General features: G+C 36.6%; 23 protein-coding genes. 17 read left to right on the forward strand and 6 right to left on the reverse strand.

What is annotated here, in order from left to right:
• Positions 1–29: 29 nt before the first annotated feature.
• Together LVD15_RS19010 and LVD15_RS19015 are read right to left on the reverse strand one after the other, a co-directional pair.
• Positions 30–347 carry a carboxypeptidase-like regulatory domain-containing protein gene (locus LVD15_RS19010; RefSeq protein ID WP_233776791.1) on the reverse strand — a complete coding sequence of 106 codons (318 nt, stop codon included), beginning with the start codon at positions 345–347 and terminating at the stop codon, positions 30–32.
• A 91-nt stretch (positions 348–438) separates the two neighbouring features.
• The gene (locus LVD15_RS19015) at positions 439–1,551 is read right to left on the reverse strand and encodes an alkaline phosphatase (RefSeq protein ID WP_233776792.1); all 1,113 of its coding nucleotides are present in this window, start codon (positions 1,549–1,551) and stop codon (positions 439–441) included.
• 288 nt (positions 1,552–1,839) lie between these two features.
• Between LVD15_RS19015 and LVD15_RS19020 the strand changes: the two genes are divergently transcribed.
• From LVD15_RS19020 to ybiA, 5 genes are all read left to right on the forward strand, one after another.
• Positions 1,840–3,111: an alginate export family protein gene (locus tag LVD15_RS19020; RefSeq protein WP_233776793.1), complete on the forward strand. Its 1,272-nt coding sequence runs from the start codon at positions 1,840–1,842 to the stop codon at positions 3,109–3,111.
• Positions 3,112–3,329: 218 nt separating this feature from the next.
• Positions 3,330–4,571, forward strand: coding sequence for a hypothetical protein (locus LVD15_RS19025; RefSeq protein ID WP_233776794.1), 1,242 nt, complete (start codon positions 3,330–3,332; stop codon positions 4,569–4,571).
• Positions 4,572–4,663: 92 nt separating this feature from the next.
• Positions 4,664–5,461, forward strand: a complete 798-nt coding sequence (locus LVD15_RS19030; protein WP_233776795.1) for a HipA family kinase — start codon at positions 4,664–4,666, stop codon at positions 5,459–5,461.
• A complete protein-coding gene (locus tag LVD15_RS19035; RefSeq protein ID WP_233776796.1) occupies positions 5,439–5,822 on the forward strand; it encodes a DUF3037 domain-containing protein in 384 nt (127 codons plus the stop codon). The genes LVD15_RS19030 and LVD15_RS19035 overlap by 23 nt, the downstream gene beginning before the upstream one ends.
• A gap of 19 nt (positions 5,823–5,841) precedes the next feature.
• Positions 5,842–6,411, forward strand: a complete 570-nt coding sequence (gene ybiA, locus LVD15_RS19040; RefSeq protein WP_233776797.1) for a riboflavin biosynthesis intermediates N-glycosidase — start codon at positions 5,842–5,844, stop codon at positions 6,409–6,411.
• 89 nt (positions 6,412–6,500) lie between these two features.
• On the opposite strand, the gene LVD15_RS19045 is transcribed toward ybiA, so the two are convergent.
• Genes LVD15_RS19045 through LVD15_RS19055 form a run of 3 tightly spaced genes read right to left on the reverse strand, consistent with a single transcriptional unit; the run spans position 6,501 to position 10,493 of the window.
• Positions 6,501–8,099 (reverse strand): MFS transporter, encoded by a 1,599-nt coding sequence (locus tag LVD15_RS19045; RefSeq protein ID WP_233776798.1) that lies wholly within the window; start codon positions 8,097–8,099, stop codon positions 6,501–6,503.
• Positions 8,100–8,103: 4 nt separating this feature from the next.
• A complete protein-coding gene (locus LVD15_RS19050; protein ID WP_233776799.1) occupies positions 8,104–9,165 on the reverse strand; it encodes an HlyD family secretion protein in 1,062 nt (353 codons plus the stop codon).
• A gap of 2 nt (positions 9,166–9,167) precedes the next feature.
• On the reverse strand, positions 9,168–10,493 hold the full coding sequence (locus LVD15_RS19055; RefSeq protein WP_233776800.1) for a TolC family protein: 1,326 nt from the start codon (positions 10,491–10,493) through the stop codon (positions 9,168–9,170).
• A 132-nt stretch (positions 10,494–10,625) separates the two neighbouring features.
• Here LVD15_RS19055 and LVD15_RS19060 point away from each other — a divergent pair, with 132 nt between their 5' ends.
• From LVD15_RS19060 to LVD15_RS19075, 4 genes are all read left to right on the forward strand, one after another.
• Positions 10,626–11,414, forward strand: a complete 789-nt coding sequence (locus tag LVD15_RS19060) for an AraC family transcriptional regulator (RefSeq protein ID WP_233776801.1) — start codon at positions 10,626–10,628, stop codon at positions 11,412–11,414.
• A gap of 151 nt (positions 11,415–11,565) precedes the next feature.
• A complete protein-coding gene (locus LVD15_RS19065; protein WP_233776802.1) occupies positions 11,566–12,408 on the forward strand; it encodes a DUF1206 domain-containing protein in 843 nt (280 codons plus the stop codon).
• 138 nt (positions 12,409–12,546) lie between these two features.
• Positions 12,547–14,106, forward strand: a complete 1,560-nt coding sequence (locus tag LVD15_RS19070; protein ID WP_233776803.1) for a hypothetical protein — start codon at positions 12,547–12,549, stop codon at positions 14,104–14,106.
• Positions 14,107–14,137: 31 nt separating this feature from the next.
• Positions 14,138–14,365: a hypothetical protein gene (locus LVD15_RS19075; RefSeq protein WP_233776804.1), complete on the forward strand. Its 228-nt coding sequence runs from the start codon at positions 14,138–14,140 to the stop codon at positions 14,363–14,365.
• 64 nt (positions 14,366–14,429) lie between these two features.
• Here LVD15_RS19075 and LVD15_RS19080 read toward each other — a convergent pair whose 3' ends face one another.
• Positions 14,430–14,669 (reverse strand): hypothetical protein, encoded by a 240-nt coding sequence (locus LVD15_RS19080; protein ID WP_233776805.1) that lies wholly within the window; start codon positions 14,667–14,669, stop codon positions 14,430–14,432.
• Between the two features lie 178 nt (positions 14,670–14,847).
• On the opposite strand from LVD15_RS19080, the gene LVD15_RS19085 reads away from it, so the two are divergent.
• From LVD15_RS19085 to LVD15_RS19120, 8 genes are all read left to right on the forward strand, one after another.
• The gene (locus LVD15_RS19085; RefSeq protein ID WP_233776806.1) at positions 14,848–15,330 is read left to right on the forward strand and encodes a DUF4372 domain-containing protein; all 483 of its coding nucleotides are present in this window, start codon (positions 14,848–14,850) and stop codon (positions 15,328–15,330) included.
• A 10-nt stretch (positions 15,331–15,340) separates the two neighbouring features.
• Positions 15,341–16,054: an IS4 family transposase gene (locus tag LVD15_RS19090; RefSeq protein WP_233776807.1), complete on the forward strand. Its 714-nt coding sequence runs from the start codon at positions 15,341–15,343 to the stop codon at positions 16,052–16,054.
• 319 nt (positions 16,055–16,373) lie between these two features.
• A complete protein-coding gene (locus LVD15_RS19095; protein WP_233776808.1) occupies positions 16,374–16,958 on the forward strand; it encodes an RNA polymerase sigma factor in 585 nt (194 codons plus the stop codon).
• A gap of 135 nt (positions 16,959–17,093) precedes the next feature.
• Entirely contained in the window at positions 17,094–18,107 is a 1,014-nt protein-coding gene (locus LVD15_RS19100) for a FecR family protein (protein WP_233776809.1), read from the forward strand.
• 188 nt (positions 18,108–18,295) lie between these two features.
• Positions 18,296–21,964, forward strand: coding sequence for a SusC/RagA family TonB-linked outer membrane protein (locus LVD15_RS19105; RefSeq protein ID WP_233776810.1), 3,669 nt, complete (start codon positions 18,296–18,298; stop codon positions 21,962–21,964).
• Between the two features lie 12 nt (positions 21,965–21,976).
• Positions 21,977–23,212, forward strand: coding sequence for a RagB/SusD family nutrient uptake outer membrane protein (locus LVD15_RS19110; protein ID WP_233776811.1), 1,236 nt, complete (start codon positions 21,977–21,979; stop codon positions 23,210–23,212).
• 231 nt (positions 23,213–23,443) lie between these two features.
• Positions 23,444–24,301, forward strand: a complete 858-nt coding sequence (locus LVD15_RS19115) for a hypothetical protein (RefSeq protein ID WP_233776812.1) — start codon at positions 23,444–23,446, stop codon at positions 24,299–24,301.
• Between the two features lie 50 nt (positions 24,302–24,351).
• On the forward strand, positions 24,352–25,425 hold the full coding sequence (locus LVD15_RS19120; protein ID WP_233776813.1) for a TlpA family protein disulfide reductase: 1,074 nt from the start codon (positions 24,352–24,354) through the stop codon (positions 25,423–25,425).

Consider the following 25,425-nt stretch of genomic DNA (forward strand, 5'->3'; position numbering starts at 1 on the left):
ATTCTTTTTGTGCGGTTGGGAGCCAAATTTTAGGACTCTGGTTGAAGCATTATCAATAAGGAGCTACTATTGTTAATGGTAACGCTCATAGTGTTATAGCCATTGCACGTAACTTTCAGGTGTCCATTAACGGGAGCCGTTATGATAAACTGACCCTTTGGATTTGTGTTTACCACCTGATTGTTGTCTGTAGAAAGAATAGAGGCCTGAGCCAGTGGCGTGCCGTTACCAGAAATGACAGTGCCTGAAACGCTGATGAACTCTGCTTTGGTTACCGAAAGGTTAGAACTTGCAGAGGTTTCAATGGCTTTTTGATTATTATAAGAAACTACGAAAGAAGAAACCATAGTGATGTTGATTTATCGTTGTTAATAGAATTATACAGGCCATTTCAGGGTAGCTGCATGAACAGTTATATCATGAAATGGCCTTTGTTAACTATTTAATATTGCCCAGTGCATCTACCAGTTTGTGGTTGATTTCATTGTTCTCATAGATGCCTCTAAAGTCATCTTCATGTTCCCCTTTAGCGAATACCGGGATAAGCTCAGCAGTATGCTGGTCGGTAGTGAAGTACACGGCCACACTATCAGCGCGGTCAGACTTACCAATAGCCACACCACCTGTTTCATGATCAGCAGTAACTACTAGTAATGTATTTTCATGACTTTCTACATAATCTAAAACGTAACCTAAAGTTTTATCAAAATCCAGCATTTCAGTAACCATCATTTCTGCGTTTTTGGCATGACCACCCCAGTCAATATAAGAACCTTCAACCATAAGAAAATAACCAGAGTCTGAAGCTGAAAGCTGTTCCAGAGCAACTTTGGTAGCATCAAGTAGAAAGTCGCCTCTACCATCTATTTTAGAAGGTATTCCTTCTTCTGCTAGCAGAAATCCGTACTTTTTATCGGCGTCAAGGCCATTTTTAAGACTTGTAGAATCCATAATATATCCAGCCTTTTCAAAGTCACCATATAGATCTTTTCCATCAGCTCTTTTAGTAAAATACTTTAATCCGCCACCAGCAAAAAAGTCGGTACCACTGGTGAGCAGCTGTGCTGCAATATCTTCATGCATATCTCTGTCTTTTACATGAGCATAAAAGCAAGCCGGAGTAGCGTGAGTTATAGAAGTAAGGCTGATGAGCCCGGTTTTGTAGTTTTTCTCTTCCAGTTTTTCTAAAATGGTAGGCATATTGGTAGTGTCTGTGCTTACGCTAATAGCCCGGTTATAGGTTTTGCTACCAGTGGCAAAGGCTGTGGCTCCACCTGCTGAGTCGGTTACTTTATGACTTTTAGAAGAGGTTTTTATAAAGCCTATATTTTTAAATTGCTCAAAGTTAGAGGGTGACCCTTTGTAGTAAAATGAAGAGGTGATCTGAGGTAGCCCCATGCCATCACCAATCATGAAAATAACATTAAGTGGTTTTTCTTCTTTTATAGTTGCTTCTGCCTTTTCTGGTTGAGAATCTTTAGTTTGAGAGCAGCTAAACACTATAAAAGCGGTGAGCAGGCTGCCTATTGATAATAATTTGTTGACGGTCATTTTTGTAATCTATTGAATATTAAAACGGTTCAAATTACCTTAAAAGCAAGCAGGTAATAATGCTAATCAGTATTATGTTTAGGTAAAGGAAATATGACCCGAATTTTACTTCTCGGTGATGCATAAAAATCTTTTTATTTCATCTCTGAAAAAGAAAAAATCTCTATTTGGGAATAAATGTAGAAACAACAATTTTTCTAAATCACTGTAAATCAATATTTTAATTTAATGGTATGGGGCTTGTTTACCAAGTAAGTATTTTAAAGAATTCTAACTTTTATTGATATTATGAAGAGGACTTTACTACTACTGATTTTTATTGGATCTGTAGCTTATCATGCTCAGGCTCAATTTACTGTGAGCGGAGATTTCAGGTTTAGGTCAGAGTTACGAGATGGAGCCAGGGTTTTATTAGATAGTACAAAACATGCTTCGGTAGTATCATCTCAAAGGACGAGGCTGATTACTCATTTTAAAGAGGATAGGTTTGAAATAAAGGTAACTTTCCAAAACGCCAGAATTTGGGGGCAAGATAGAGAAAGGGCTAATGTGCCTAATTTAAACCTTGCAGAAGGATGGTTAAAGTATAAACTTAATGAAGATACCACCAAAGGCTTTTTTGTAAAAGTGGGTCGTCAGCACCTGGTGTTTGATGATGGCCGTATATATGGAATGAGAAACTGGAATGATATAGCTGTATCTCATGATTTGGCATTGCTACAATACGAGAATAATGGATGGAATATTATAGGCGGTGGCGGTTATAATAATGACGCGAATAAGTACTTTGAATCAGCTTATGATGTTAATTTTTATAGATATCTAGGTGTAATCTGGGTAAATAAGCAGCTTAACGAACAGTGGCAAGCTTCATTATTAAACAGTGTAGAAGGGCATGAAGACGAGAATAATTATGAAACATTATATCCTAGAGCTACCTCTGGTGTTTATGTTAAAAAGGATAAAGGCAATTCGCCGATCTCTTTGCAGGCTTCTTTTTATTATCAATACGGAAAACACCCCATGGGTACCAAGCAGAGCAGTTACATGTATTCAATAGTACCTACCTACCAAATCAGCAAAAAATGGAAAACTACTTTTGGAATTAACTACCTGAGTGGTAATGACCAGACGGAAGCATCAGATAAAAATAAATCATTTAATAAGCTTTTTGGTGACGGCCATAGGTATTATGGTTATATGGATTACTTCCTGAATATTGAAGACAATACATTAGGAGGAGGTATGAGAGAGCTTTTCTTAGGCTTGTATTACAAGTTTGGAGAGAAAACACAATTAGAGGTTTCTTATCATAATTTTGGCATGGCTGGCACTTTGGTAAATGCAGAAGATGGTAGTGTGGTAGACGGCCAATTAGGCAATGAAATTGATTTGCAGTTGAAGCATTCATTAGGTAAAGGCGTAACATTAGTTGTTGATTATTCTACTATGTTCGCTACTGAGGATATGGAATACTTAAAAGGAGGGGACCATACCAGATATCAGCAATGGGCTAACGTTATGCTCATAGCTAAGCCTCAGCTGTTTAAAAGTAAATAGAAGTAACTCTCTCAGGGAGTAATAAAAAGTTTTATGTAAATAATAGTCCACCTTAAGAATATAGATCAAGCAATGTATCTATTCTTATGCAAAAGCATCACTAATTATAGTGATGCTTTTTTTATTGCCTTCAGACTAACTGTTTCATTAACTTTCTCGACTAAAAAACACCACCACCATATAGGCATCTTCTTTCTTTTCTGTGATCTTTGATGAAGATGAGGAAAGATAGAATACTTGTACTCCTTTTTTTAGTAATAATTAGTGGGTTGATCTTAAGGATAAATTATAAGTTAACTTTTGATGATACCGTTAATCAAAAGGATGATGTTATATCTCAGCTTCATTTTCTTGAAGATCAGTTAAAAGAAGAAGATTTAGGAAATAAAATGCAAGACTTATTTCCTGAGGGTTATGTATTTGTAAATGCACTATATGGATTAGCATGGTGTGAGTTGGCATTATCAGATCCGTCTGATTTGGCAGTCAGAGATAAGGCATTAAAAGAGGCTCTCTATGCCTATGAATGTATTGACTCTAATGAAGCCAAATGGCAGTTTCCTATATACTTATACCCTGAATATGGCATATTCTATAATGGTTGGAGAAATTATTTGTTGTCCAAAATTTTGAAGGTATCTCAAGATTTTGATAAGTCTGCAGGATATAAATTGAAATTTAAACAACAAAGTGATTCAATAGCTCAGGCAATTGTAACTTCCAAAATTCCTTATTTGCAGTCATATGGTAAATTGTGTTGGCCCGCGGATACTTATGTTGCCGTTGCTTCTTTGGCCAATTATAAACAGTTAGTTAATTCAAAATATGACACTTTGGTTAAAAATTGGATAAGCCGTTCTAAGTTGTTCTTAGATCAAGAAAGTCTTTTGATCCCCCATAGAGTGGATTACCAAACTGGCGAAGTTATAGAGTCACCTAGGGGAAGTTCAATGAGTTTAATGGTAAGAATGCTTTTGGATATTGATCCCAAATTTGGCGAGGAGCAATATGATAGCTATAAAGACAAATTTGTTTCTACAATCTTAGGTTTACCCTGTGTAAGAGAATATCCGAAGGGCGAATTTGGGTTGGGAGATGTTGATTCTGGCCCGGTTATTTTTGGAGTTGGCTTTTCTGCTACTTTGGCTTCTTTAGGGAGTTTTACTGGATATGGTGATCAAAAATTGGCCGATTGGCAGTATAATACTGTTAATGCATTCGGTTTTGATTGGACCATTAAGAGAGACAAACGGTACCTATTAGGATTAATGCCTATGGGAGATGCTTTTATAGCATGGGGAAGAGCTTCAAATTTAGCTTATGTTAACAATCTTAAAGAAGATGATTATTTCTTCCCTTGGAAGTTTTATATCTTTTCAGCAACCATGCTGATATTAATTTGGGGCCTTTATTTTAAGAAGGCGTTAATACATCTAATAAGACAGAAACAATATGTTTAGCCCATTCCATTCATTTTTAAAAAACACCACCACCATATAGACATCTTCTTTCTTTTCTGTGATCTTTGTTTTTTTAGAAATTGAAAAACTTAATGATTCCAGAAGATAATCCTTTAAATCTAAGGCTGGTTAATACTACCCGATATGTAACGCCGCTGCGTGAAGGGGGCTCCATGCCAGCAATTGTAGAGGCTGATGACGACTTTTTATATGTACTGAAGTTTCGTGGTGCAGGCCAGGGTACTAAGGCGCTTATAGCAGAGTTGATTGGTGGGGAGATAGCCCGGAAGCTGGGCTTTTATGTGCCTGAATTAGTGTTTATAGATTTGCAAAGTGGCTTTGGTAAAATGGAAGGCGATGAAGAAATTCAGGACTTATTGCAAAATAGTGTGGGTACTAACCTCGGATTACACTACTTGTCTAACTCCATTACTTTTGACCCTGTAGCTACTGAAGTTTCTGCTCAGCTGGCTTCGCAAGTGGTGTGGTTAGATGCGCTCCTCATGAATGTGGACAGAACAGTGCGTAATACCAATATGCTGTGGTGGAATCATGAACTTTGGCTTATAGATCACGGAGCTTCATTGTATTTTCATCATGCATGGAATAACTACGAAGGCACTCAACCTTTTTCATTAGTGAAAAATCATGTTTTATTAAAAAAGGCCACTGAGCTCCATGAGGTTAATGATGTTTTTCAACCCCTTATTACTCCTGATTTTATTGATCTGGTAGTTGATTCTATTCCAGATGATTGGTTGAATGATGAGCATGTTTTTGATACTAAAGATGATCATCGTAATGCTTACAAAACCTTCCTCAAAAGCCGGATCTCTAATTCTCAACTATTCATAAAAGAAGCAGAAAATGCAAGATTATCACTTATATGAGTATGCTACGCTTCGGCTCATGCCCAGGGTGGAGCGCGGAGAGTTTGTGAATATTGGCACTATATTATACTGCAAGGCACATAAGTTTTTAGAATGCCGTTTTCACTGGGATGAAGGCAGAATTAAGGCAATTTTCCCTGAGACAGACCTTGAATTGGTGAAAAAGTATGCTATGGCCATTGAAGAAGTATGTGCAGGAGGTAAAAGGGGAGGAGCTATTGGTGAACTTACCATAGCAGAGCGTTTTAGGTGGATTACAGCCACCAGAAGTACCATTTTACAAGCATCACCAGTGCACCCGGCTTTTTGTAAAGAAGCAGAAGCTACCTTAGAGCGGTTGCATAGTGAGCTGGTTTTATAATTACGAATTTTAATAAAAAATGAAGAAATATAGTATTGATTGGCTGGAGCAGCAGGAAAATGTGAAGTTCTTATTCTTTTGGGGACATACTAAAAAAGCAGGAGAGGTAAACCAGGCCTGTTTTAGCCAATGGTATGAAAGCCCTTTTCAGGTAAAGGGAATAACTTATAAAACGGCTGAGCACTGGATGATGTATCATAAGGCCTCGCTTTTTAATAACGAGGATATAGCGGAGCAGGTCATTGCATGTGTTACCCCGGCAGAAGCCAAGAAACTCGGCCGTAAAGTGAAGGGGTTTGATGAAGAAACTTGGAATAGTAAACGCTATGAATTGGTAACAGAGGGTAATATCCATAAGTTTAATCAAAACAGGCCTTTGGGTGAGTATTTGTTAAATACAGCTAACAGGGTGTTGGTAGAGGCTAGTCCTGTAGATGCTATTTGGGGCATAGGTCTGTCAAAAGACAGTGAAAAAGCGCAGCGTGTAAGTACTTGGAGAGGACTAAATCTATTGGGTTTTGCTCTAATGGAAGCAAGGGACTTTTTGCGAGAGAAGGGCTTTTTTGAAGGAGATGAATTGCCTCAATAGACATGGCTAAGGTGGTGGAAATCATTAAAATTCTATTGACGGTATTTACCGCCAATAGAATTACATCACATCAACAAACTATGTCTAATCTAAACAGGAATAAGTTTGGTTCCTATTTTCCTTAAATGATAATGGAAGTGTGGAGTTACTGCTATAGCGAGCATTACTATCACTATAAAAATGCTCATATAAATATAGTAGTCTCTCACATATAATAAATTACTTTGGTTGGCTACGGCTCTACCTAACAGTCTGCGTGCGCCCTGAGTACTTTGCAGTGTGGTAGCTCCGCCGTGTGTTAGGGCCTGTTCGTACCCTTGTATCCTTTGCATGGTGAGCGGGTTGGTAGCGGTAACATCATCACCAAAACTATTATAGTGAATTTGCTGCTGCCTTAATCCCATAAACGCAACCAGTGCCATACTAGCAGTAAAAGTGGCAAACCTAAAGGCTACTCCTGTTACAGAAGCAGAAAAAGCAATGTTTTCAGGGACAGAGGTCACATAGAATATGACAATAGAAAGCATAAGAATACCATTACCAAAGCCCAGCAGGAATAAGGGTAACAATATGTCCGCTATTTCTGCCTGATTACTAATTACTCTCAAGCTGAGTAGATGGAATACTAACAATGACCCGAAACCCGCAAGCCATACCAGCCTTATTCTGGTTTTAGCTAAGATAAAGCGCGCTGCTAATGCTGCACCAGCTACAATACCCAATGCATTTACTATCATTACATAACTTTGATAGTAAACATCCAGATGGACACTATTGGCAAAGAATCCATATAGAGCACTGGTATCACCCTTGCTAAAGTAAAAGGCGATGAGCAATAGCATGCCTATTCTGAAATTTCTTTGTTTAAATACGCTAAGATCAATATAAGGATCCTTTAACCTTAGCTGTCTTACCACATAAATGGTGAAGATAAACACAAAGGCAATGCAGCAAAGGGTGATTCTCATGCTGTAAAACCATTGATAGTATTGGCCATAAAGAAATATGTAAGCTAATAGTAAGAACGATGATGCATAGAGTACAAAGCTTTTCCAGTCTATTGATTTAAGAGATCCTTTTCCTTCCCTTCTAAAGTCTATATCATTTCTTAGCAGGAAGAATAGCAACACAATTCCCGGTAAAAGGGTATAGATTTTCAATAGAAAAATGACGTTGAAATCATATTTACTAAAAACAAATGCATCTAATATTTGAGATAATGGAGCTGTACCTAACAGCGTACCATATAATGTGGCATAACCCAGAATACGACTTCTTTGTGCATGAAACTGCTGAAAAATAAGAGTAAACATTATTCCTATAAATCCCAGAGAAAGCATGCCTCCAAAAAACCTAAAAACCAGTAAGAGGCTGAAACTTCTACTATAATATAAGATGATGTTAATAATCACGAAAATTATAGAACATGCTACCAGATATGGCTTAGATGAAAACCGGTTGAATAGTTTCCGTTCAAGCGGAAATGCTGATGCAATAGCCAGGTAGAACACTACTACAGAGTATCGTACATCAGTACTATCAATACCATAATAACTCGCCGCACTGCTTACTCCACCCAGGTAAATGCCCAAAACGGTAGCTACCGGTATTAGGGTAAGGAATATAGCTACTAATGCTAACCAATTAGGCACCCATGATTTAAATATTTGATTATTAGCTTTTGCCATATAGCTATTCTTTGGGAATTGAAACGATGGCGTTCATGCCAGCTTTTAGCTTTGTGAGCTGCTCAGGAGAATCTGTAAAAGCTATTTTTACAGGAAAACGTTGAGTGATTTTTACAAAGTTACCAGTCGCATTATCAGGAGGTAATAACGAAAACTGAGACCCGGTAGCTGGTGATAATGATTCTATCTCTCCATGAAATGTTTTGTCAGGAAAGGCGTCAATGGTAATTTTTGCTTGTTGACCTTCTTCCATATTAGCTATTTGTGTTTCTTCAAAATTAGCTACTATCCATTTGCCTTGGTTTTGGTCTACCATAAAACCAATAGTTTGACCTTTTTGTATAAATTGGCCAATTTGAATTGATTTGTTGCCCATGTATCCGTCAGATGGAGAGGTGATTACAGCGTACTTTAAATCGAGCTTAACTCTTGCTAGAGCAGCTTCTTTTTGCTTTACATCAGCTTCGGCTACACTAATTTCTGAGGTAACATCATTGGTGCGGTTTTGAGATGCTTTGTAAGTGTTTTTTAAAGCTTCATAGTTAGATTTAGCTACGTCTAACTGTGTTTTGATATTTTCGAATTGTTGTTGTGTTACAGCTTCACCTTCCAGCAGTTTTTTGTACCTGTCATATTCCTGTTGCTGATGCCATAGCTCAGCCTGTGCAGCGCCAATTCTGGCTTTGTTTACACTGGCACTGCTACTGGCAGTATTAACATTACTTCCTAAAACCTTAAGTCTTGCTTTTGAAGAGGCCAATGCTGCTTCTGCTTCTTTTAACCTTACTGAGGCTTCATCTACATCTAAAATCACCAAAGTATCACCTTTATTCACTTTTTGATGATCTTCAAATCTGATGTCCTTAATATATCCACTAGCTCGGCTTAAAATAGGGTTGATGTATTCTTTTACCTGGGCATCATTAGTTTCTTCGTATTTCCAAAAATTAACCATAGCAAGGGCTCCCCAAATGATCAGCCCTGCTAAAATGACCACAGCCACACCATACGTTACTTTGATGGCTACATGGTCTATCTTCTCATATTTTTTTATGTTATCGCTCATTTTTATAGTTGCCCTGTTATTTTAAGTAATTGATAATAATGCAGCCTGGCAGAAATTTTACTGTTGATTAAATCGAATTTGGCTTGTAAAAGCTGGGTGTCAGCGTCTAATAAATCAGTGAGTAATGCTAACTGATTGAAATACATCTGATTCACTATTCGGTAGTTTTCTTCTGCCTGTACTATATTCATATCTGCCACTTTCACCTCTTCTAAGTCTTCATGAAAATGTTTGTATGCTGCTTTTACCTGTGTTCTAAGTCTGTCTTCAGTATGCTCTTTGGCTAGCTTAGACTGCTCTATGGCTATCTCAGCCGCCTCTTCTTTGTGCTTGTCATGGTAAAGCACAGACAGGTCATAAGAGAAGCGCAAGCCCGCCATGCCCATGAGATAAGGAGCAGTACTGTACGGGTAAAGCCTGATTTGCGGATAGGAGTAGGTGTACTCACCAAATAATCCAAAACGTGGTAATTTATCCGCTTTAAGTTCTTGCAATCTAAATTCACTTATAGAAACATGAGATTGTGCTATTTTTTCTCTGGGAGAAGTTTGGATGGTCTCTTCTATATATTCCAGATAAGCCTTTTCAGCTTTAGCTAAATCTATGTCTATGCTATCCGTTGGCTTTAGAGGCTGTTCATCATCATAACCAATGAGTATGTTGAGCTGCTGAGTGGCAAGCTCTACATTATTCTTCATTTTTAGCAAGTTAGTTTCCTGTCTGGAAAGCTGTAACTTGGCTCTTAGCAAATCACTTTTTAGTACTACACCGTTTTCGTATAGTTGATTGATTTGGTCTAATCTCTTATTGTTTCTGTAAATATTTTGTATGATGAGTTTTTTAAGCTCTAATGCACGTTGCATATCCAGGTATTCTGAAGCTACCCTGTAGTGGATGTCAGATACACTCTCTTCTTCCAGATATTGAAGCAGTGTTTCTCTGGTTTCTGCTTCTTTAATTTTAATTTTGGTTTTGTGACCGCTATAAAGATTCAAATATGCCTCTATACCTGCGTCATAAATGCTATGGTCTTCAATGGGTATGTATTCTGGCTCTTCTAGTATCCCATCATTAAATACGGGTACATTGGCCAATTTACCATAGCTACCATCTACGGCTACATGCGGTAGCCATTGCTGTTTAGAATCTTTAACCTCTTCTTTTCCAATCTTCGTGTCATAATGCTTTAAGCGTAACTCCTTGCTGTAGGTATTAGCTCTTTCCCAAGCTTCTTGTATTCCCAGAGATATGCTATCTTGCGGCAGATCCTGAGCGTTTAGTACTCCACTTAAGACTAAAAAGAAGAAGAAAAATATCTTGCTTTTCATTTTGTCTTGAGTTTTTAAAAATTTCATTGTGCAAAGTTTCGCTTATTTTTAAAGTCTTTTTTTCAAAAATTGGACAATTGTTTTATAATTTAGGCCACACAATAAATTGACTAAAAATAACTATATTATTGCATGCACCCGTTTCTGGAAAAGGTAGATAATGACTCTGAAGCTTACTTCGTTCATCATAATAAAGCGGAGGAAATGCTTCCCATGCATCAGCATGAGAAGCATCAGTTAAGTTATATAGAAGGAGGGGTTGCTTTTCTTAATACCTCTGAGAAATCTTATTTTCTGCCTGCACGTCATTTTTTATGGATACCTGCGGGCACTAAACACAATGTAACTTCTCGTACCTCTGTAAAAATGGTTCATAATTTTTATATACCTACCTCTTTATTTCCCAGTAAACATGTACTTAGTAAAACCGGTGGCATATATCCTGTAACCAATCTGCTGATGGAGATGATTTATTATACTGAAGAGTGGTTTGGAGAGATTACCAAAAAGGATGCAGAAGAATTTGAATTTTTAAATGCCTTTAGAAATGTAGTATTGCATGTGGCCAAAATCCCATTTCCACTGGTGCTACCTACCACAGATAATGAGAATTTGAGGGTGGTGCTTAAATATATTCATGATAATATAGATCAACCATTGTATTTAAATGATTTGGCTAAAAGGTTTGGTTACAGTACCCGTTCTTTTTCCAGGATGTTTCAAAAGAATATGGATACCTCTTTTTTGCAGTACGTTAAACTGACCCGAATAGTGAGAAGTATGGAGAAATTACTTAAAACAGATCAGTCAGTCAGTGAGATAGCCTATAGCTGTGGCTATAACAGTTTATCTTCTTTCAGCTACACTTTTCAGCAGGTGGCCCACATATCACCGGCAGAATTTAGAAAGCAGAATTTGTAAATAAATGGAGGATCGTTGTAAAGTTTCCCCACTAAAGGGGAATAAAATTCCTGATTCAGACTACGAAATCCTGCTTTAATCATATTTAAGCGGTGGGCATGGTTTTGGAAAAAGATAATTCAAATATTTTGTAACCAAACCATGAAAACCAATGTCATCATTTACACAAACAGCGCGATCAGCTAAAACATCATTCGAATATACCGAATGGAAAGAAAAACTGGCTCGTATTGGGCACGCAGCCAAAGGAATAGTATACGGAATAGCCGGTGTTCTTACACTTATGGCAGCTTTTAATATGGGAGGTCAAAAAGCAGGTAAAACACAGGTAATAGATTTTCTACAAAAACAAGCCTTTGGTCAGGTGTTAGTAATCCTGATGGGGATAGGATTAGCTTGCTATGCGTTTTATAGATTTGTACAGGTAGCTGGTAAATCTGAAAAGCTTCAAGATAAAAGTGATTTAAAAAGAACCGCTTTAAAAGTGGGATTCTTTATATCTGGAATTATATATCTTGGTTTTGCTTATTATGCCATTTCTCAAGTATTAGGAAGTTCAGGATCAAGCGGATCGAGTAAAGGGCTTCTTTCTTCTATGATGGAGCATTCTTGGGGAATAGTGGTAATATATATTGCCTCAGGTTTATTGTTGATAAAAGCTATATACCAGTTTGTAAAAGTAGCTAATAAAGAATATTATGAGGGAGTAAGAGGAATGAACGTAGGCGTGCAAAAAGCGAAGTCTATTGTAAGAAAAGCCGGAGCTATAGGTTTCATAGCAAGAGGAATTTTAATAGGAATTACTGCTTATTTCTTTTTTCAGGCGGCTAATACACACGATGCTTCACAAGTACAGGGTACATCAGGTGCATTTTCATTCTTACAGCAGAGTAGCAGTGGTCCGTGGTTAATGGCCGCTGTAGCCCTTGGTTTGATTGGGTACTCGGTGTATATGATTATAGTATCAAGATATAAAAATTTCCATATTAGATAATTCTTTGTGGGTTTGAAAAGTGCATAAAAAGCAGCGCAATGAAAATTGTGCTGCTTTTTTGTTTAGGAGGAAGGGTATTTGATTAGTATTGTTTATTATTGAACTATCTTTTAATTATACATTGTAAAACTATAGTTGGTGGTTAAATACATAGCTTATTATTGTATTATATTTAATATTATTTTAAATAGTTGTTCGTATAAAGACGCGTCAGTGCAAGATAAGTCGGAGCAAGAGGCATCAAGGTCTATTGTTTATTTTAAGGAGCTCAAATCTCATTTGAGTTTCCCAATAGATTCCATCAATACATATCCAATTAAAAAAACGAGGGATTTTATATTTTCTCCACTAAATCAAAAGAATAAGCTGTGGATTGATGGTTATGAATTGGACTTGAAATCCGGTGACTTGAAATCATTTGAGGAATGGTTTGGTAAGGCTGGTAAAACCTTAAAAATTCATGAACGCCTGTTTTGGCGGGACGAGTATAGTGGTACGCTTTATATCAACTTGAATCACCACTTACTTACTTATGCTACCAAAAGAGATACTTTTTTCATTAGTGAACTGACTAATGTGACTGTTATGTACTTTGAGAAGGAAGTTTTTTATTTTACGAATAGAGATGCACTTTACCGCTATGACCGGAGTACGCAGGATATTGAATGTTTGAAAAATTTTAATGATTTGTATGTCTTTAGTATTGCAGGTGCAGAAAATGGACTAACACTCTCTTCGAAGAATGGGGTATTTGCTTACTCATTTGCCAATTGCACTTTACAAGTCTCTGCTGGAAATAAGCATAAATCAGGAAATTCGACTTTTCGTAGGTATTTGCCGAGTACTCAGTATGGTAATTATGTAAAGCGCAAAGAAGAGAATTATTCTTGGTATTACAATAGAGGAGATATTTACCTGAGTGCAAGTGATACTATATTTCAATATGAAGGCGATTTGTTTGGTAATAGTTTGAATGAGTTAAAAACCGATAGCTTATATGTTTATTTACTGTTTAGTGATACTTTACAAGTTATCAATAAAGGCTATTTTAAAAATAGATGTAAGCTTTTTGACTATCAAAAACATAAAAGCGAGTATCTGACAGTAAGTGATTTTCATCCAGCTTATGATTTGGGACTTTATTCTGTTATAAATGAAGTGGATTCATTTCAAAATGTATACATAGATTCAGAGTTTCCAGATATAGTCCATACAATCAAGTCATTGCCTTATCAGGTGATTGGTTCAAGTTATATAACAATAGAGGAATTAGCAGAAGCCATTGAATACAATAGGTTAGATCGCAAATACTTAAAGCCAGCTTTATCGAGACTATATGGCAGCTCTGTTTGGAAATTTGATTTAATGAAGGCTATTTATTATGGTAAGCAATATCATAACATTTGGCCAGAGGATAGTTCCTTTTTTAAAGAATTAGAATCAATTCAATTGGATCAAAAAGCTTTTGAAAGTATAAATAGTTCTAATATGCTTGTGGATGAGAAGCTGTATAATAGGGGCAAACTTAAAATGACGGTAATGAGTCATTCCAGAATTTTTGGGGAGTATAAAAATGATTCTTTGCCGTTCGATGATTTTAATATTATTATGAAGAAATACCCACAAAGTGAGTTTGCAGATGATGCTGCCTATCATACTATTCTGCATCGATATTTTTGGGATCCGGGGGCTATATAATGGAGGTGAAATAGAGGCATTTAAAAATTTCATGGATAAATACCCTCACTCGGAGTATATAGATGAAATTACTTTAAGGTGGTCGCTTTTCACTCTATGGGTAGAGGTAGACTTCAATGATAAATATGAGAAACTTAATGAGGTTCAAAAGGTAATTGATAAGCTTTCGTATAATTCATTAACATCTAAAGAGAGAGAGCTTTATTCTGACTGTGTTCAAAAGCTAAAAGAATTAAATGATGAGGTGAATAAAGAATGACAAAAGAGTACGTATTTGCTCATCAAAGGTGCTTAATCATTACTTATTGGCCTAAAATTTATCCTCAAGAAGCTTTTTCAGTAGCCATTAACTCTTCTTTGTTTTTAGAGCAGCCAGTACAGCAGATCGTGCAAGCTTCCACATCAGAATAAAACTTAGTAGCCTGAAATACGGCCATTTCACAATTATTGAAGAACCCTAGAAACACAGTATGAGGAGGTGTATAAGGACATCTTTCTTCATGCACATCATGTTTGCCTGGTGAGGTATGGGATTTTGTAATATTTACATAGTACTTGGCCATATTTATAAAATATAAAATGGAAAATAATTGTTCCTGTTACAGTTAATTTCTTGAAAAAAAGAGATTATCTCATGCCTATAATAAATCACTAGTGTCCGAAAAAAGATAGGGGCCTCTGAATAATTTCAAGAGTGCCCCATAATGTGTATTTTCGGTTTACCACAACAAAAAATCACACATGAGTAAAAATACATATTTCTACGGACAGCCAATCTTTTCTCAACTATTATCGCTGATAGATAAATCGGTGTTAAATCAAATAATATCAAAATACCAATCTGACAGATATTACAAGAAATTGAATACTTGGCATCACCTAGTAAGCATGTTATACTGCTGTTTCAGTGGGGCAAGTGCTCTCAGAGAGCTTACTACGGGGCTTTTGGCCTGCCAAAACAAGCTGATCCATTTAGGTATTCAATTTATACCCAGACGTTCCACTTTATCAGATAGCAACAAAAAACGCAGTAGTATAGTCTTTGCAGACATTTACATGAAATTGTTTAAAAAGTATCGGCACCTTTTGCCGGACAGCCGCTTGAGAATGGAAGTTCTCAATAAACTTTATATTGTTGATTCAACGATTATTAGTCTGTTTAAAGATATTCTCAAGGTAGCAGGACGCCCTGAGAAAAGATGGCAAAAGCAAGGGAGGCATTAAAGCTCATGTAATGATTCATGCGGCAGAATTAATGCCATGTTTAGTACGGTTGACCAAGGGAAGTCAGCATGATCATACATTTTTAAAGCAATTACAACTCCCAGAAGGATCCTATGTGGTGATGGATAAAGGGTATATCGATTATAGACAATACGCACAATGGAGTCATCAAGGGATATTTTACATTACTAGAATGAAGGAAAATGCCAGATATCAATCAATAGATGAGCTAGAACTGCCTGAAGATAAAGACTTTTGTGTACTTAAGGATGAAAAAGTTGTTATCAGTTTCAAGACTGATGGACAAGTGCAAGAGCTTCAAAATAGAAGAATAGCCTATTATGATGACCTCAATAATAAATTATTAGTGTTTATGACCAATAATATGGAGTTGGAAGCAGCCACAATAGCGGCCATTTATAAATACCGATGGCAGATAGAGCTTTTATTTAAAAAGCTGAAGCAGAACTTTCCTCTCAAATATTTTCTGGGGGACAACCAAAATGCTATTGAGATCCAAATTTGGAGTGCCCTGATCTGTCTATTATTGATGGAAGTAGTCCGAAAACAGATCAAAAAAAGATGGGCCTTCTCTAATATGGTCTCATTGGTAAGGTTTCACTTGATGGCCTATGTTCACCTTACCCGCTTTCTAAACAATCCAGACCTAGAACTTCAAAAAACAATATATAAAACCAATCAATACCCTTTATTTAGTCCATAGAGGGCTCACTTTTCCAGATTAGAAGAAAACCACTTTATTTTTGCTTAGAATCGCTAAAATTTCTTAGACCAGAGTTTAGTCGGACACTAGTGATAATAAATGATGTAAAGTTAGGATGTGGGTTTCTTTTAATGAAATATCATTTTTCTTCAAAAGTATATTTCGTAAATTTATTTATTCAGCTCTGTGCCTATTTTGCCACAGATGGTGCGATAGTTGTGCTGGATGTTACAGCATATGATGTAATATTTATAAAGGTATTTTTGTTTTTTAGAAGGACATTTTTACTTTTAAAGTTTGCTAAGTTTAGACGTATACGGTGGGAAGTAAAGAACAAAAAGATGATTATGAGTTGATTAAAAGAGTAGTAGAAGGGGATCAAAAGGCCTTCACTCAGCTCTATGATCAGTACCGAGCCCGCTTGTATTCGGTAGCTTTACGATTGCTCAAATCGCCTACCCGCGCTGAAGGAGTAGTTCAGGAGGTATTTTTAAAGCTTTGGAAGGATAGAGAAAAGTTAGATTCGATTAAAAAAATCGAGAACTATCTGTTTGTTATGGCCCGAAATAAAATCTATGATCGATTTGAAAAATTGGCCAATGAACAGGAGGCTGATAAAGTATTCTGGGAAAGAAAAGAGCATGTTACTCAAGCTGATAACGAGTTGCTGGAAAAACAATATGAAGAAATATTGAATAGTATACTCAAAAAACTTACCCCTCAGCAGCAAGAAGTTTATAAACTTTCAAAAGAAGAGCACCTTAGCCAGCAAGAAATTGCTGATCAGATGAATATTTCACGACTTACCGTTAAGACTCATATGGCTAACGCCCTCAAAATCATACGAGAAGGTCTTAAAAAACACATTGAACTAGCGCTAATATTAGGCCTGTTTATCAGTTGATTTCTTAAGGGAGAAGCACTTTTCCCTATATTTTATTTGTTCTATTTCGGGGGCTGTAAAATAAAAATTCAAAAAAAATCATTTTTACCTACTCCCATGCCTTTTCTCACCCGTCTTTAATATAAAGGCCCAATAATGGACAAGGATAAATTTCATAATCTCTTAAAGTTATACTCAGATGATAAGCTGTCAGCTCAAGGCAAAGAAGAGCTCATGGCTATGGTATCATCTGGTGAGTATGAGTTGGAGGTACAAGAATATATTGACAGTATGCTCCATAGTGGTGATGAAATTGTGGACATGTCAAAAGAGGCATCTGATAGAATTATCAGTGGCATCATAAGAGAGACTACTTCAAAAGTAGTGCCTATGTATAGCTGGAAGTTTTGGACCGGTATAGCAGCTACTTTTTTAATGTTAGCCGTGTTTACTTATCAATGGCTGAAGCCTGATACTCATGTAGGTGAAGTAAAAGACGCCGAGTATACAGCAGTGGCTGAAGATATGGAATTTGATGGTAAGCAATATATTCAGTTGCCTGATGGCAGTACAGTAATATTAAATGACAAGAGTAAGCTCGCTTATACTAAGGATTTTGGAGACACGGTAAGAAGAGTACAGTTAGAAGGTGAAGGTTATTTTGATATAGCTCATGATGAGAATAAACCATTTATAGTAGAAAGTGGTAAAGTGAAAATAACGGTTTTAGGAACCGCCTTTAATATAAATGCATATCCGGATAAGAAGGAAGTGTTGGTAACAGTGAATCGAGGTAAAGTACGTGTAGAAGCAGAGGAAGCGCATAAAAAAGTGGACTTAACGCCTAATGAACAAGCTGTGTTCAATACTGCCACTTCAGACTTGGTAGCTACTGAGGTGACTGCTGAGCCAGCTTTATCATGGAAAAGTAATTATTTGATTTTTGATGACTTGAAACTATCAGAAGCTATGGCCATGATAGAGCAGCAATATGATGTGGATGTCACCTTTGAAAATGAAGATTTGGGTAATTGCCGTTTTACGGCCACTTTTTTAAATAATGAAAATCTGGAGCAGGTGCTTAGTGTGGTGTTGGGCGTAGTGAATGCTGAATATAGCTATGATAAAACATCAAACGAAGTTTTTGTAACAGGCAAAGGCTGTCAATAGCCAAAATAATAACTTGGAAACTTTTTTACATTAACCCATACATAAATGAAATATCAATTTACACAGGTAATGATGGATTATGGATAACAATAAAAAACCACCTGCTGACAACAGGTGGCTAGTGAATCCCATGTGACGATGGGCATTTTTAATAATCTCTCACAATTACTAAAAAACATATCAAATATATGAAAATATTCTTTACCCCGCGTTGGCTCGAGGGTAATACAGGGTATTACTATGCCTTTAAAAACACCTTAGGCCACTTTTTACGTATTATAAAGACAGCATTTCGGGATAAAATCGATTACAGAGGTCTTCTTATGAGGTTTACTTGCGTACTTATATTGTTCATTTCAGCATTGGATCTGGGTATTGCTCACCCGGTGGAAGGGCAGAAGCTGGAAGAAATCCAAGTATTGGTGGAATTTGAAGATGCTGATTTAAAATCTGTATTTAAAACATTAGAGAAAAAGACCAATCTCTTATTTGCTTACCCTACAGGAGCTTTAGATACTTACCGAGTAAATATGGATAAGCAGAGTAGGTCTGTAAAAGAAGTATTAGATCAGGCTCTGGCTAATACTCCATATACTTATAAAAGACTGGAGAATAATATACTTGTCTTCAAGAAAGAGAACAATGAAGAGGTAAAAGAAGTAGCTTCTATTGGTGCTTTTGAAGAGCAAGTGAGAGTTACTGGTAAAGTAACTGATGCCACTACGGGAGACCCTATGCCAGGGGTTAATATTGTTCTAAAAGATAGAGCATTGGGTACTATGACTAATGCTGAGGGGATGTATATGATTGAGGCACGACCTGAAGATGTTTTAGTTTTTTCATTCATAGGTTACAAACCTACAGAGGTGTTGGTAGGCAATAACTCCATTCTGGATGTAGCCATGGAGGTGAGCTTAACTACTCTAAGTGAGGTTACAATCTTATCTACAGGTTATCAAAAAATAGAAAAGGAAAGAGCTACAGGATCATTTTCTACGCTTGAATCGAAAGATTTAAAAAAGGTGCCTTCAAGAAATGTTATTCAACAATTAGAAGGACAAGTAGCTGGACTTCAGGTGAATATTAATGAAAATGACAATACCTTCGTCTATGATAACTTAGTAGGCAAAGAATCAGGAGGAACAAGTTATTCCTATAAAATAAGGGGCCAATCTACCTTAGATACAGATGGGAAGAATGACTCACCACTAATAGTACTTGATGGTACGCCTACTGAAATAGACATTCGTACGCTCAACCCTAACGATATAGAAAAGATTACTTTTCTTAAGGATGCTGCATCAGCGGCGATTTATGGGGTGAGAGCTGCTAATGGTGTAATTGTAATAGATACTAAAAAAGGAAAAACAGGAGAAACAACAATTAATTTCTCTCATACAACTACCTTTTCTTCTAAGCCGAGAATATCTGAATTACCACTAATGAATTCTGCTGAATTAATTGATTTTGAGCAAGAGTTAGTAGATTCCGGTATTGCAATGGATCCTACAACGTCCTTTTTTCGTCCAGCTCCAATAAGTGATGCAATGGACATTATGTTTCAAGAGAAGCGTGGGGAACTCAAGCCAGGTGAGGCGTATTCTGCATTGAACATTCTTAGAAATAGAAATAACTATGGACAAATAGAAGACAATTTCCTGCAAAGGGCTAAAGCTGAAAGTTATAACTTGTCATTAAGTGGGGGGCAGGAAAAGCATCATTATTTTGCTTCAGCATCTTATTCTAAAGAAGAAACAAAGTTTATAGGTAGGCAGGGAAGGCGATTAACGCTACTAGTTAATCAAGATTTCAAGTTGTTTGATTATGCCACCTTAAATACCAGTTTAAAAGGATCCATATTTAAATATGACCAAAATCATGTTGGGCTTCAACCCCTTCAATCGTCTAATTATATGTTTTTACCATATGATCAGATAGAGGATTTTAAATATAGGCAGTTTTACTCGGCAGAAAGCATTGAGTTAGAAAATAATGGTTATCTACCGGGTACCTATAATTATATTCAGGAATTAGATAATAGAAACAACACTGTTAATGAACAAAATTATTTTGCTAATGTTTCGCTAACTATTCCGCTTATTCTTGAGGGGCTTGATTTTGTAAGCACTTATTCAATTGAGCGTTCTTACTCTGATAATGAGAACATTTATAATGAGGAGACATATCATACCAGGGAAATATTAAATACGGCCACTTCAGTTGATCCATCTACAGGAAATTTGATATACGGAATACCTCGAGGATCGATCGTTCAAAACAATAATTATATCAATACTAATACTACTTCTCGTTTTCAACTTAACTACGCTAATAATTTGGTGGAAGACCATTATTTAAGAGGCATGGCTGGGATAGAATTCAGGCAGATGAAAACAGAAGGAAAGGGAGGCACTCTTTACGGGTATGACGAAGATTCTCAGACATTTGTGGGGTCACCGATTTCCCCTTATACAACTATAGATGGTTACCCTCGTGACCTTGACTATTTCAATAGCAGATTATCACAAAGACGGAGGTTTTTGTCTTATTATGGTGATTTGAGCTATACTTATAGAAACAAGTACACACTTACGGGAAGTGTTAGGCTAGATGATTACAATAACTTTGGTGTTGATAAAAAATATAGAAGACAGCCATTATGGTCAGTAGGGACTATGTGGAATATGAAGAAGGAAAACTTTCTGGCAGCTGTAGAGCCTATCAATAGTTTAAAGTTAAGAGCAAGTTATGGATATAATGGTAATGTTAGCCTTACCACTTACCCCTTTACTAATATTAGTTTAAGTACTCAGGCAGATCCATTTAGTAAAGATCCTTATGCCGCTATAAACTCACCGGCCAATCCGGCCTTAAGATGGGAAAAGACAGGTATTTTTAATATAGGAGTAGATTTTGCCTTGTTTAACAATAGACTTAGAGGAACAGTAGAATATTATGATAAGAAAAGTAAAGATCTCCTGGTTGAATTGCCCATATCCGTATTTTATGGTGTAGATGGTAATAGGGTGACCCAAAATTCGGCTACGCTGAAGGGGCATGGTGTTGATATGAATCTCTCAGGTACTATTTTACAGAAAGATGCTTTCAATTGGGATCTTGGTGGGGTGCTAACTTATAACGTTAATGAAGTAGCAGATTCAAGATTTGATGATTACACTAATTATCTCAGAGGAGCCGGTAGGCCCCCTGTAGATGGCTATGCTCTCAATAGCATTTTTGCATTCAGATCTGCAGGACTTGACAATACAGGGAGAACTCAGGTATATAATAGAAACGGAGATATAGTGGATTATAACACTGATTTAGAAGAGCTTGAGGACTTGAAATATATGGGTACCATGCTTCCTGATTACTATGGAGGCATAAACACTACCCTGACTTACAAGAGACTTTCGCTTTATGTCTTGCTTACTTATAAGCTTGATTATGTTATGGTGAAACCTACTTTTTCTTATGGACTTGGAAGAGACTACGATCTTCACACGGACTTAAGTAATAGATGGAAAACAGCTGGTGACGAGAAAAATACGGATGTACCCTCTCTTATGGGGATGACGGGCAATAGCCTTACCCGATATATGCTCAGCGATAAGCAGATCATGGATGGTGATCATATTCGCCTTAAACAAATATCACTGACGTACGATCTGTCAGGTATGTTTTTTACTAACTATATCAAAGGGGCATCATTATCCTTTTCTGCGCAAAACGTGGCACTTTTATGGACTAAAAATGATGAAGGTTTAGATCCGGACTTTTTACCTACATTGGGTAAATCAAGTATAAACTTAGGTCCTCCCGTAATGTATAGCGTAGGTGTAAATGTTAATTTTTAATCATTGCTTATTATGAAAAAAAATATCGTATTAATCATGCTCATTATAACTGTTTTAGCTGGTTGTGATGATTATGTAGACATTAGGACTGAAGGAGAAGTAGTGCCGAAGAGGACTATTAACTACCGGTATTTGCTAAATTATACTAATAAATTTGATAAGACCTATAGGCCAGTAGATATAGCTTCAGATGATATCGATTTGATGAATGATAGTCAAGTTGCATCATTGGATGCTTCGGACTTTTATCGTGTTCATTTGAATGCATATGCTTGGGCAGATTCTATTTATTATCAGGATGAACCCGATACAGATTTAGTGCTTATGTATCAGGCTCTTTACTACTCTAATGTAATTATCAACGAAGTGGTAGATAGTGAAGATGGGACCGAGGCTGAAAAAATGGCCATAAGAGGAGAGGCTTTAGTACACCGTGCTTATGCCTTATTAACACTTGGTAATATATTTGGTCCTGCTTATGATGAGCAAACAGCAAATACTGATTTATCTATTCCTGTTTTTACTACCCCTACGATAGATGAGAATATAAAAAGAGCCACAGTGTCACGCCTCTATGAAGTAGTTATTAATGACCTTAAAGAGGCTGCTAATGCAGGACTTCCTAGTCGAAACTCAGGGAGATCTATTGCTTATCCTTCTGAGGCATCTGCCTATGCTTTGTTAGCCAGAACATACCTATACATGGGAAATTATGATGCCGCACTTACTAATGCTCAAATAGCCTTAGATCATCAGAATTCACTTCTTAATTTAGAAGATTATGAAAATGAAGCATATCCCAATAAGCAATTTGACCCTGAATTAATCTTATCTAAATCTAGTAATCAGACTTATAGGTGGGCCCCTCTCGTACTTACATTAAGTGATGAGCTATTGGATCTTTTTGATGATGGCGATTTGAGGTACTCTATATTTACAGCTCCAGCTACAATGGCATCTACGGATTATACTGAAGGGAGAGTTTATTACAAGGAGTTTTTAACAGGAGAGGAAAGAAATGGTGGTCCTACTGTACCGGAAATGATGCTTATTAAAGCAGAGTGCTTAGCACGAAGTAATCAGTATGAAGCTGCTATGGAAACTATTAATGAATTAAGAGTGCATAGGTTTAGAGCAGGTGAATATACACCTCTTACTGCCACTGATGCTGAAGATGCTTTAAGGAAGGTTCTACAGGAGAGAAGAAGAGAGCTGATGTGTAAGGGAGGGTTTGTTGGTTTGATCTAAAAAGATTGAATAAAGATCCTCGTTTTGCTAAAACTATAAGTCATCAGGTAGGGAGTAGTGGAATGACTTATACTTTGGAACCCAATGCTGCAAGGTACCAATTTCCTTTTGCTAAGGCATTATATCAATACGCTCCAAATCTTTAATATAATTTCAAGCATTTAAAATAATACAAAATGGTTTATGACAATATCCGTATTGCTATAAACCATTTTTGTAATAATAGACACTATGAAGATCCTCAAGACAATATTTTTACTGTTGGTAATAAGCATTAGCACGTCGTGGGCTCAGAATCCAACTTTTAAAATCACCCCTGATGCACCTGCTCCGGGAGACGATGTAATGCTTCATTTCGATGCTTCTCAAGGGGCTCTATCAGGAGTAGATGAAGTGAGTGCAAGAGTTTACTCTTTTTGTGATTATGCATGGTATGCTGAAGATATTGAATTAGAAAGTAAGGAAAAAGATCAGTGGACTGCTCAGTACCACATCAAACCAGAGACCGCGTTCATAGCATGTGTGTTTGTGTCTGATACCCTTATCGATAATGGTAAAGAAGTAGCACATGGCTGGATAATTCAAAAAATGCCTGGAGCTTATACCGCCTGGGGAATATCAAGAAGTGGAGCCTTTAAAGATGAAGTGCCTGAAATCATTGAAGATCAATACCGCATTGATGATGCCGTAGCTCTAATGTGGATTAACAACGAATTAAGAGATTTTCCTCAAGCTCGTGAACATGTCTTTTATTATGGTCTTAAATTAATGACTTTAGTGAAAGATGGAGATCACCCTGCCAGAATAAAGAAAGAAGTTAAGCATGTATTATCATCTGAGCTAGATAACAAACAACAGTATGATATACAAAGAACGCTAAAGCTATTGCCACAGGATGATGAAAAAATATTTATAGACTCAGTTAGTGAAGTACTTGTAAAAAAATATCCTCAAGGAGTATTAGCTAGAGATAATGAGATATTGAGGATATCTAAAGCGCCGGATAAAAAAAAAGTTACTGAAAAGGATATAAAAAGTTTGTTGAAAATTTCCCTCAAGAAGCATTTGAAGATGTATATACAGATGTAGAAAGTATATTTTATAATAAAATGTATAAGCGGGTAGCTTATAGTTATATTATGGACAACGATTTTGATTTCGTCTTCAATAACCTTTCAACAGCTCCTTATACCATGATTCTGGATTATAGTTGGCACTTAATGTCAATTTCTTTGCGTAATGAATCTATGTCAAATGATAGCCTTGTTATGTTAGGCGATATCATTGTGCCTGAGCTTGAAAAAAGAGAAAATCAGGTAGCTAAAAAGTATAAAGGCCTGCTTACTCCTAAGCAGTGGAAAGAAAGAGCCTTTAATTCTTCAGTTAGAGAGTATCTCAGTTATGCGATCATATTAGAGAACGACGGTCAACATGATAAATCAGCGAAATACCTAAAAAAGATAAAGCCTTATTTTGGTTACGACAATGCTGATTATAATGAGCTATATGCTAACATGTTAATAAGAAATAAAAAAATAAACCAAGCTATCACTTATATCAAGGAGTGCTTAAAGGAAAATAATGCCACTCCTAAAATGATCAGTACTTTAAAAAGGGAATTTCTCAATGAGGGAGGTGAAGAATCTGAATTTAGTGGATATCTAGCCGCTGCGAAGGCTGGAGAGCAAATGGATGCCAAACGAGAAGAGGTGCTTTCTGCAATAATGGATGAACCTATAGCAGATTTTAATCTGACTAATCTAAATGGTGATCAGGTTAAGATGAGCGATCAAAAAGGCAAAGTGATAATTCTTGACTTTTGGGCTACTTGGTGCGCTCCTTGCAAGAAGGCTATGCCTGGCATGCAGATGGCTTTGGATAAATATAAAAGTGATGAAAATGTGGTGTTTTACTTTATAGATACTCAGGAGTTTAGCTCAGATTATAAAGAGAGAGTAAGAGATTTTATAGAGGAAAAGGGGTATGATTTTAATGTTTTATTTGATGTAGAAAATGAAGAAACGCATAAGAAGGATAAGGTATTTTCGACTTATGCTAAAGCATTTAATTTTTCAGGTATCCCTCAAAAGTTAATAATAGATCAAAATGGTAATTTAAGATGGCGCTCTACAGGGTATTCAGGCAGTCCCAGCGAGTTAGCAGATGAAATTTCTATTGTTGTTGAATACTTGAAAGAGGAAAAAACAAATTAG

The sequence above is a fragment of the Fulvivirga maritima genome, from assembly GCF_021389955.1.
In the GTDB taxonomy this organism is placed as follows: domain Bacteria; phylum Bacteroidota; class Bacteroidia; order Cytophagales; family Cyclobacteriaceae; genus Fulvivirga; species Fulvivirga maritima.

Coding starts and splice junctions, on each gene's coding strand:
- LVD15_RS19010 (WP_233776791.1), bottom strand. CDS start 347: ATGGTTTCTTCTTTCGTAGTTTCTTATAATAATCAAAAAGCCATTGAA.
- LVD15_RS19015 (WP_233776792.1), bottom strand. CDS start 1,551: ATGACCGTCAACAAATTATTATCAATAGGCAGCCTGCTCACCGCTTTT.
- LVD15_RS19020 (WP_233776793.1), top strand. CDS start 1,840: ATGAAGAGGACTTTACTACTACTGATTTTTATTGGATCTGTAGCTTAT.
- LVD15_RS19025 (WP_233776794.1), top strand. CDS start 3,330: ATGAGGAAAGATAGAATACTTGTACTCCTTTTTTTAGTAATAATTAGT.
- LVD15_RS19030 (WP_233776795.1), top strand. CDS start 4,664: ATGATTCCAGAAGATAATCCTTTAAATCTAAGGCTGGTTAATACTACC.
- LVD15_RS19035 (WP_233776796.1), top strand. CDS start 5,439: ATGCAAGATTATCACTTATATGAGTATGCTACGCTTCGGCTCATGCCC.
- ybiA (WP_233776797.1), top strand. CDS start 5,842: ATGAAGAAATATAGTATTGATTGGCTGGAGCAGCAGGAAAATGTGAAG.
- LVD15_RS19045 (WP_233776798.1), bottom strand. CDS start 8,099: ATGGCAAAAGCTAATAATCAAATATTTAAATCATGGGTGCCTAATTGG.
- LVD15_RS19050 (WP_233776799.1), bottom strand. CDS start 9,165: ATGAGCGATAACATAAAAAAATATGAGAAGATAGACCATGTAGCCATC.
- LVD15_RS19055 (WP_233776800.1), bottom strand. CDS start 10,493: ATGAAAAGCAAGATATTTTTCTTCTTCTTTTTAGTCTTAAGTGGAGTA.
- LVD15_RS19060 (WP_233776801.1), top strand. CDS start 10,626: ATGCACCCGTTTCTGGAAAAGGTAGATAATGACTCTGAAGCTTACTTC.
- LVD15_RS19065 (WP_233776802.1), top strand. CDS start 11,566: ATGTCATCATTTACACAAACAGCGCGATCAGCTAAAACATCATTCGAA.
- LVD15_RS19075 (WP_233776804.1), top strand. CDS start 14,138: ATGGATAAATACCCTCACTCGGAGTATATAGATGAAATTACTTTAAGG.
- LVD15_RS19080 (WP_233776805.1), bottom strand. CDS start 14,669: ATGGCCAAGTACTATGTAAATATTACAAAATCCCATACCTCACCAGGC.
- LVD15_RS19085 (WP_233776806.1), top strand. CDS start 14,848: ATGAGTAAAAATACATATTTCTACGGACAGCCAATCTTTTCTCAACTA.
- LVD15_RS19090 (WP_233776807.1), top strand. CDS start 15,341: ATGATTCATGCGGCAGAATTAATGCCATGTTTAGTACGGTTGACCAAG.
- LVD15_RS19100 (WP_233776809.1), top strand. CDS start 17,094: ATGGACAAGGATAAATTTCATAATCTCTTAAAGTTATACTCAGATGAT.
- LVD15_RS19105 (WP_233776810.1), top strand. CDS start 18,296: ATGAAAATATTCTTTACCCCGCGTTGGCTCGAGGGTAATACAGGGTAT.
- LVD15_RS19110 (WP_233776811.1), top strand. CDS start 21,977: ATGAAAAAAAATATCGTATTAATCATGCTCATTATAACTGTTTTAGCT.
- LVD15_RS19115 (WP_233776812.1), top strand. CDS start 23,444: ATGAAGATCCTCAAGACAATATTTTTACTGTTGGTAATAAGCATTAGC.
- LVD15_RS19120 (WP_233776813.1), top strand. CDS start 24,352: ATGGACAACGATTTTGATTTCGTCTTCAATAACCTTTCAACAGCTCCT.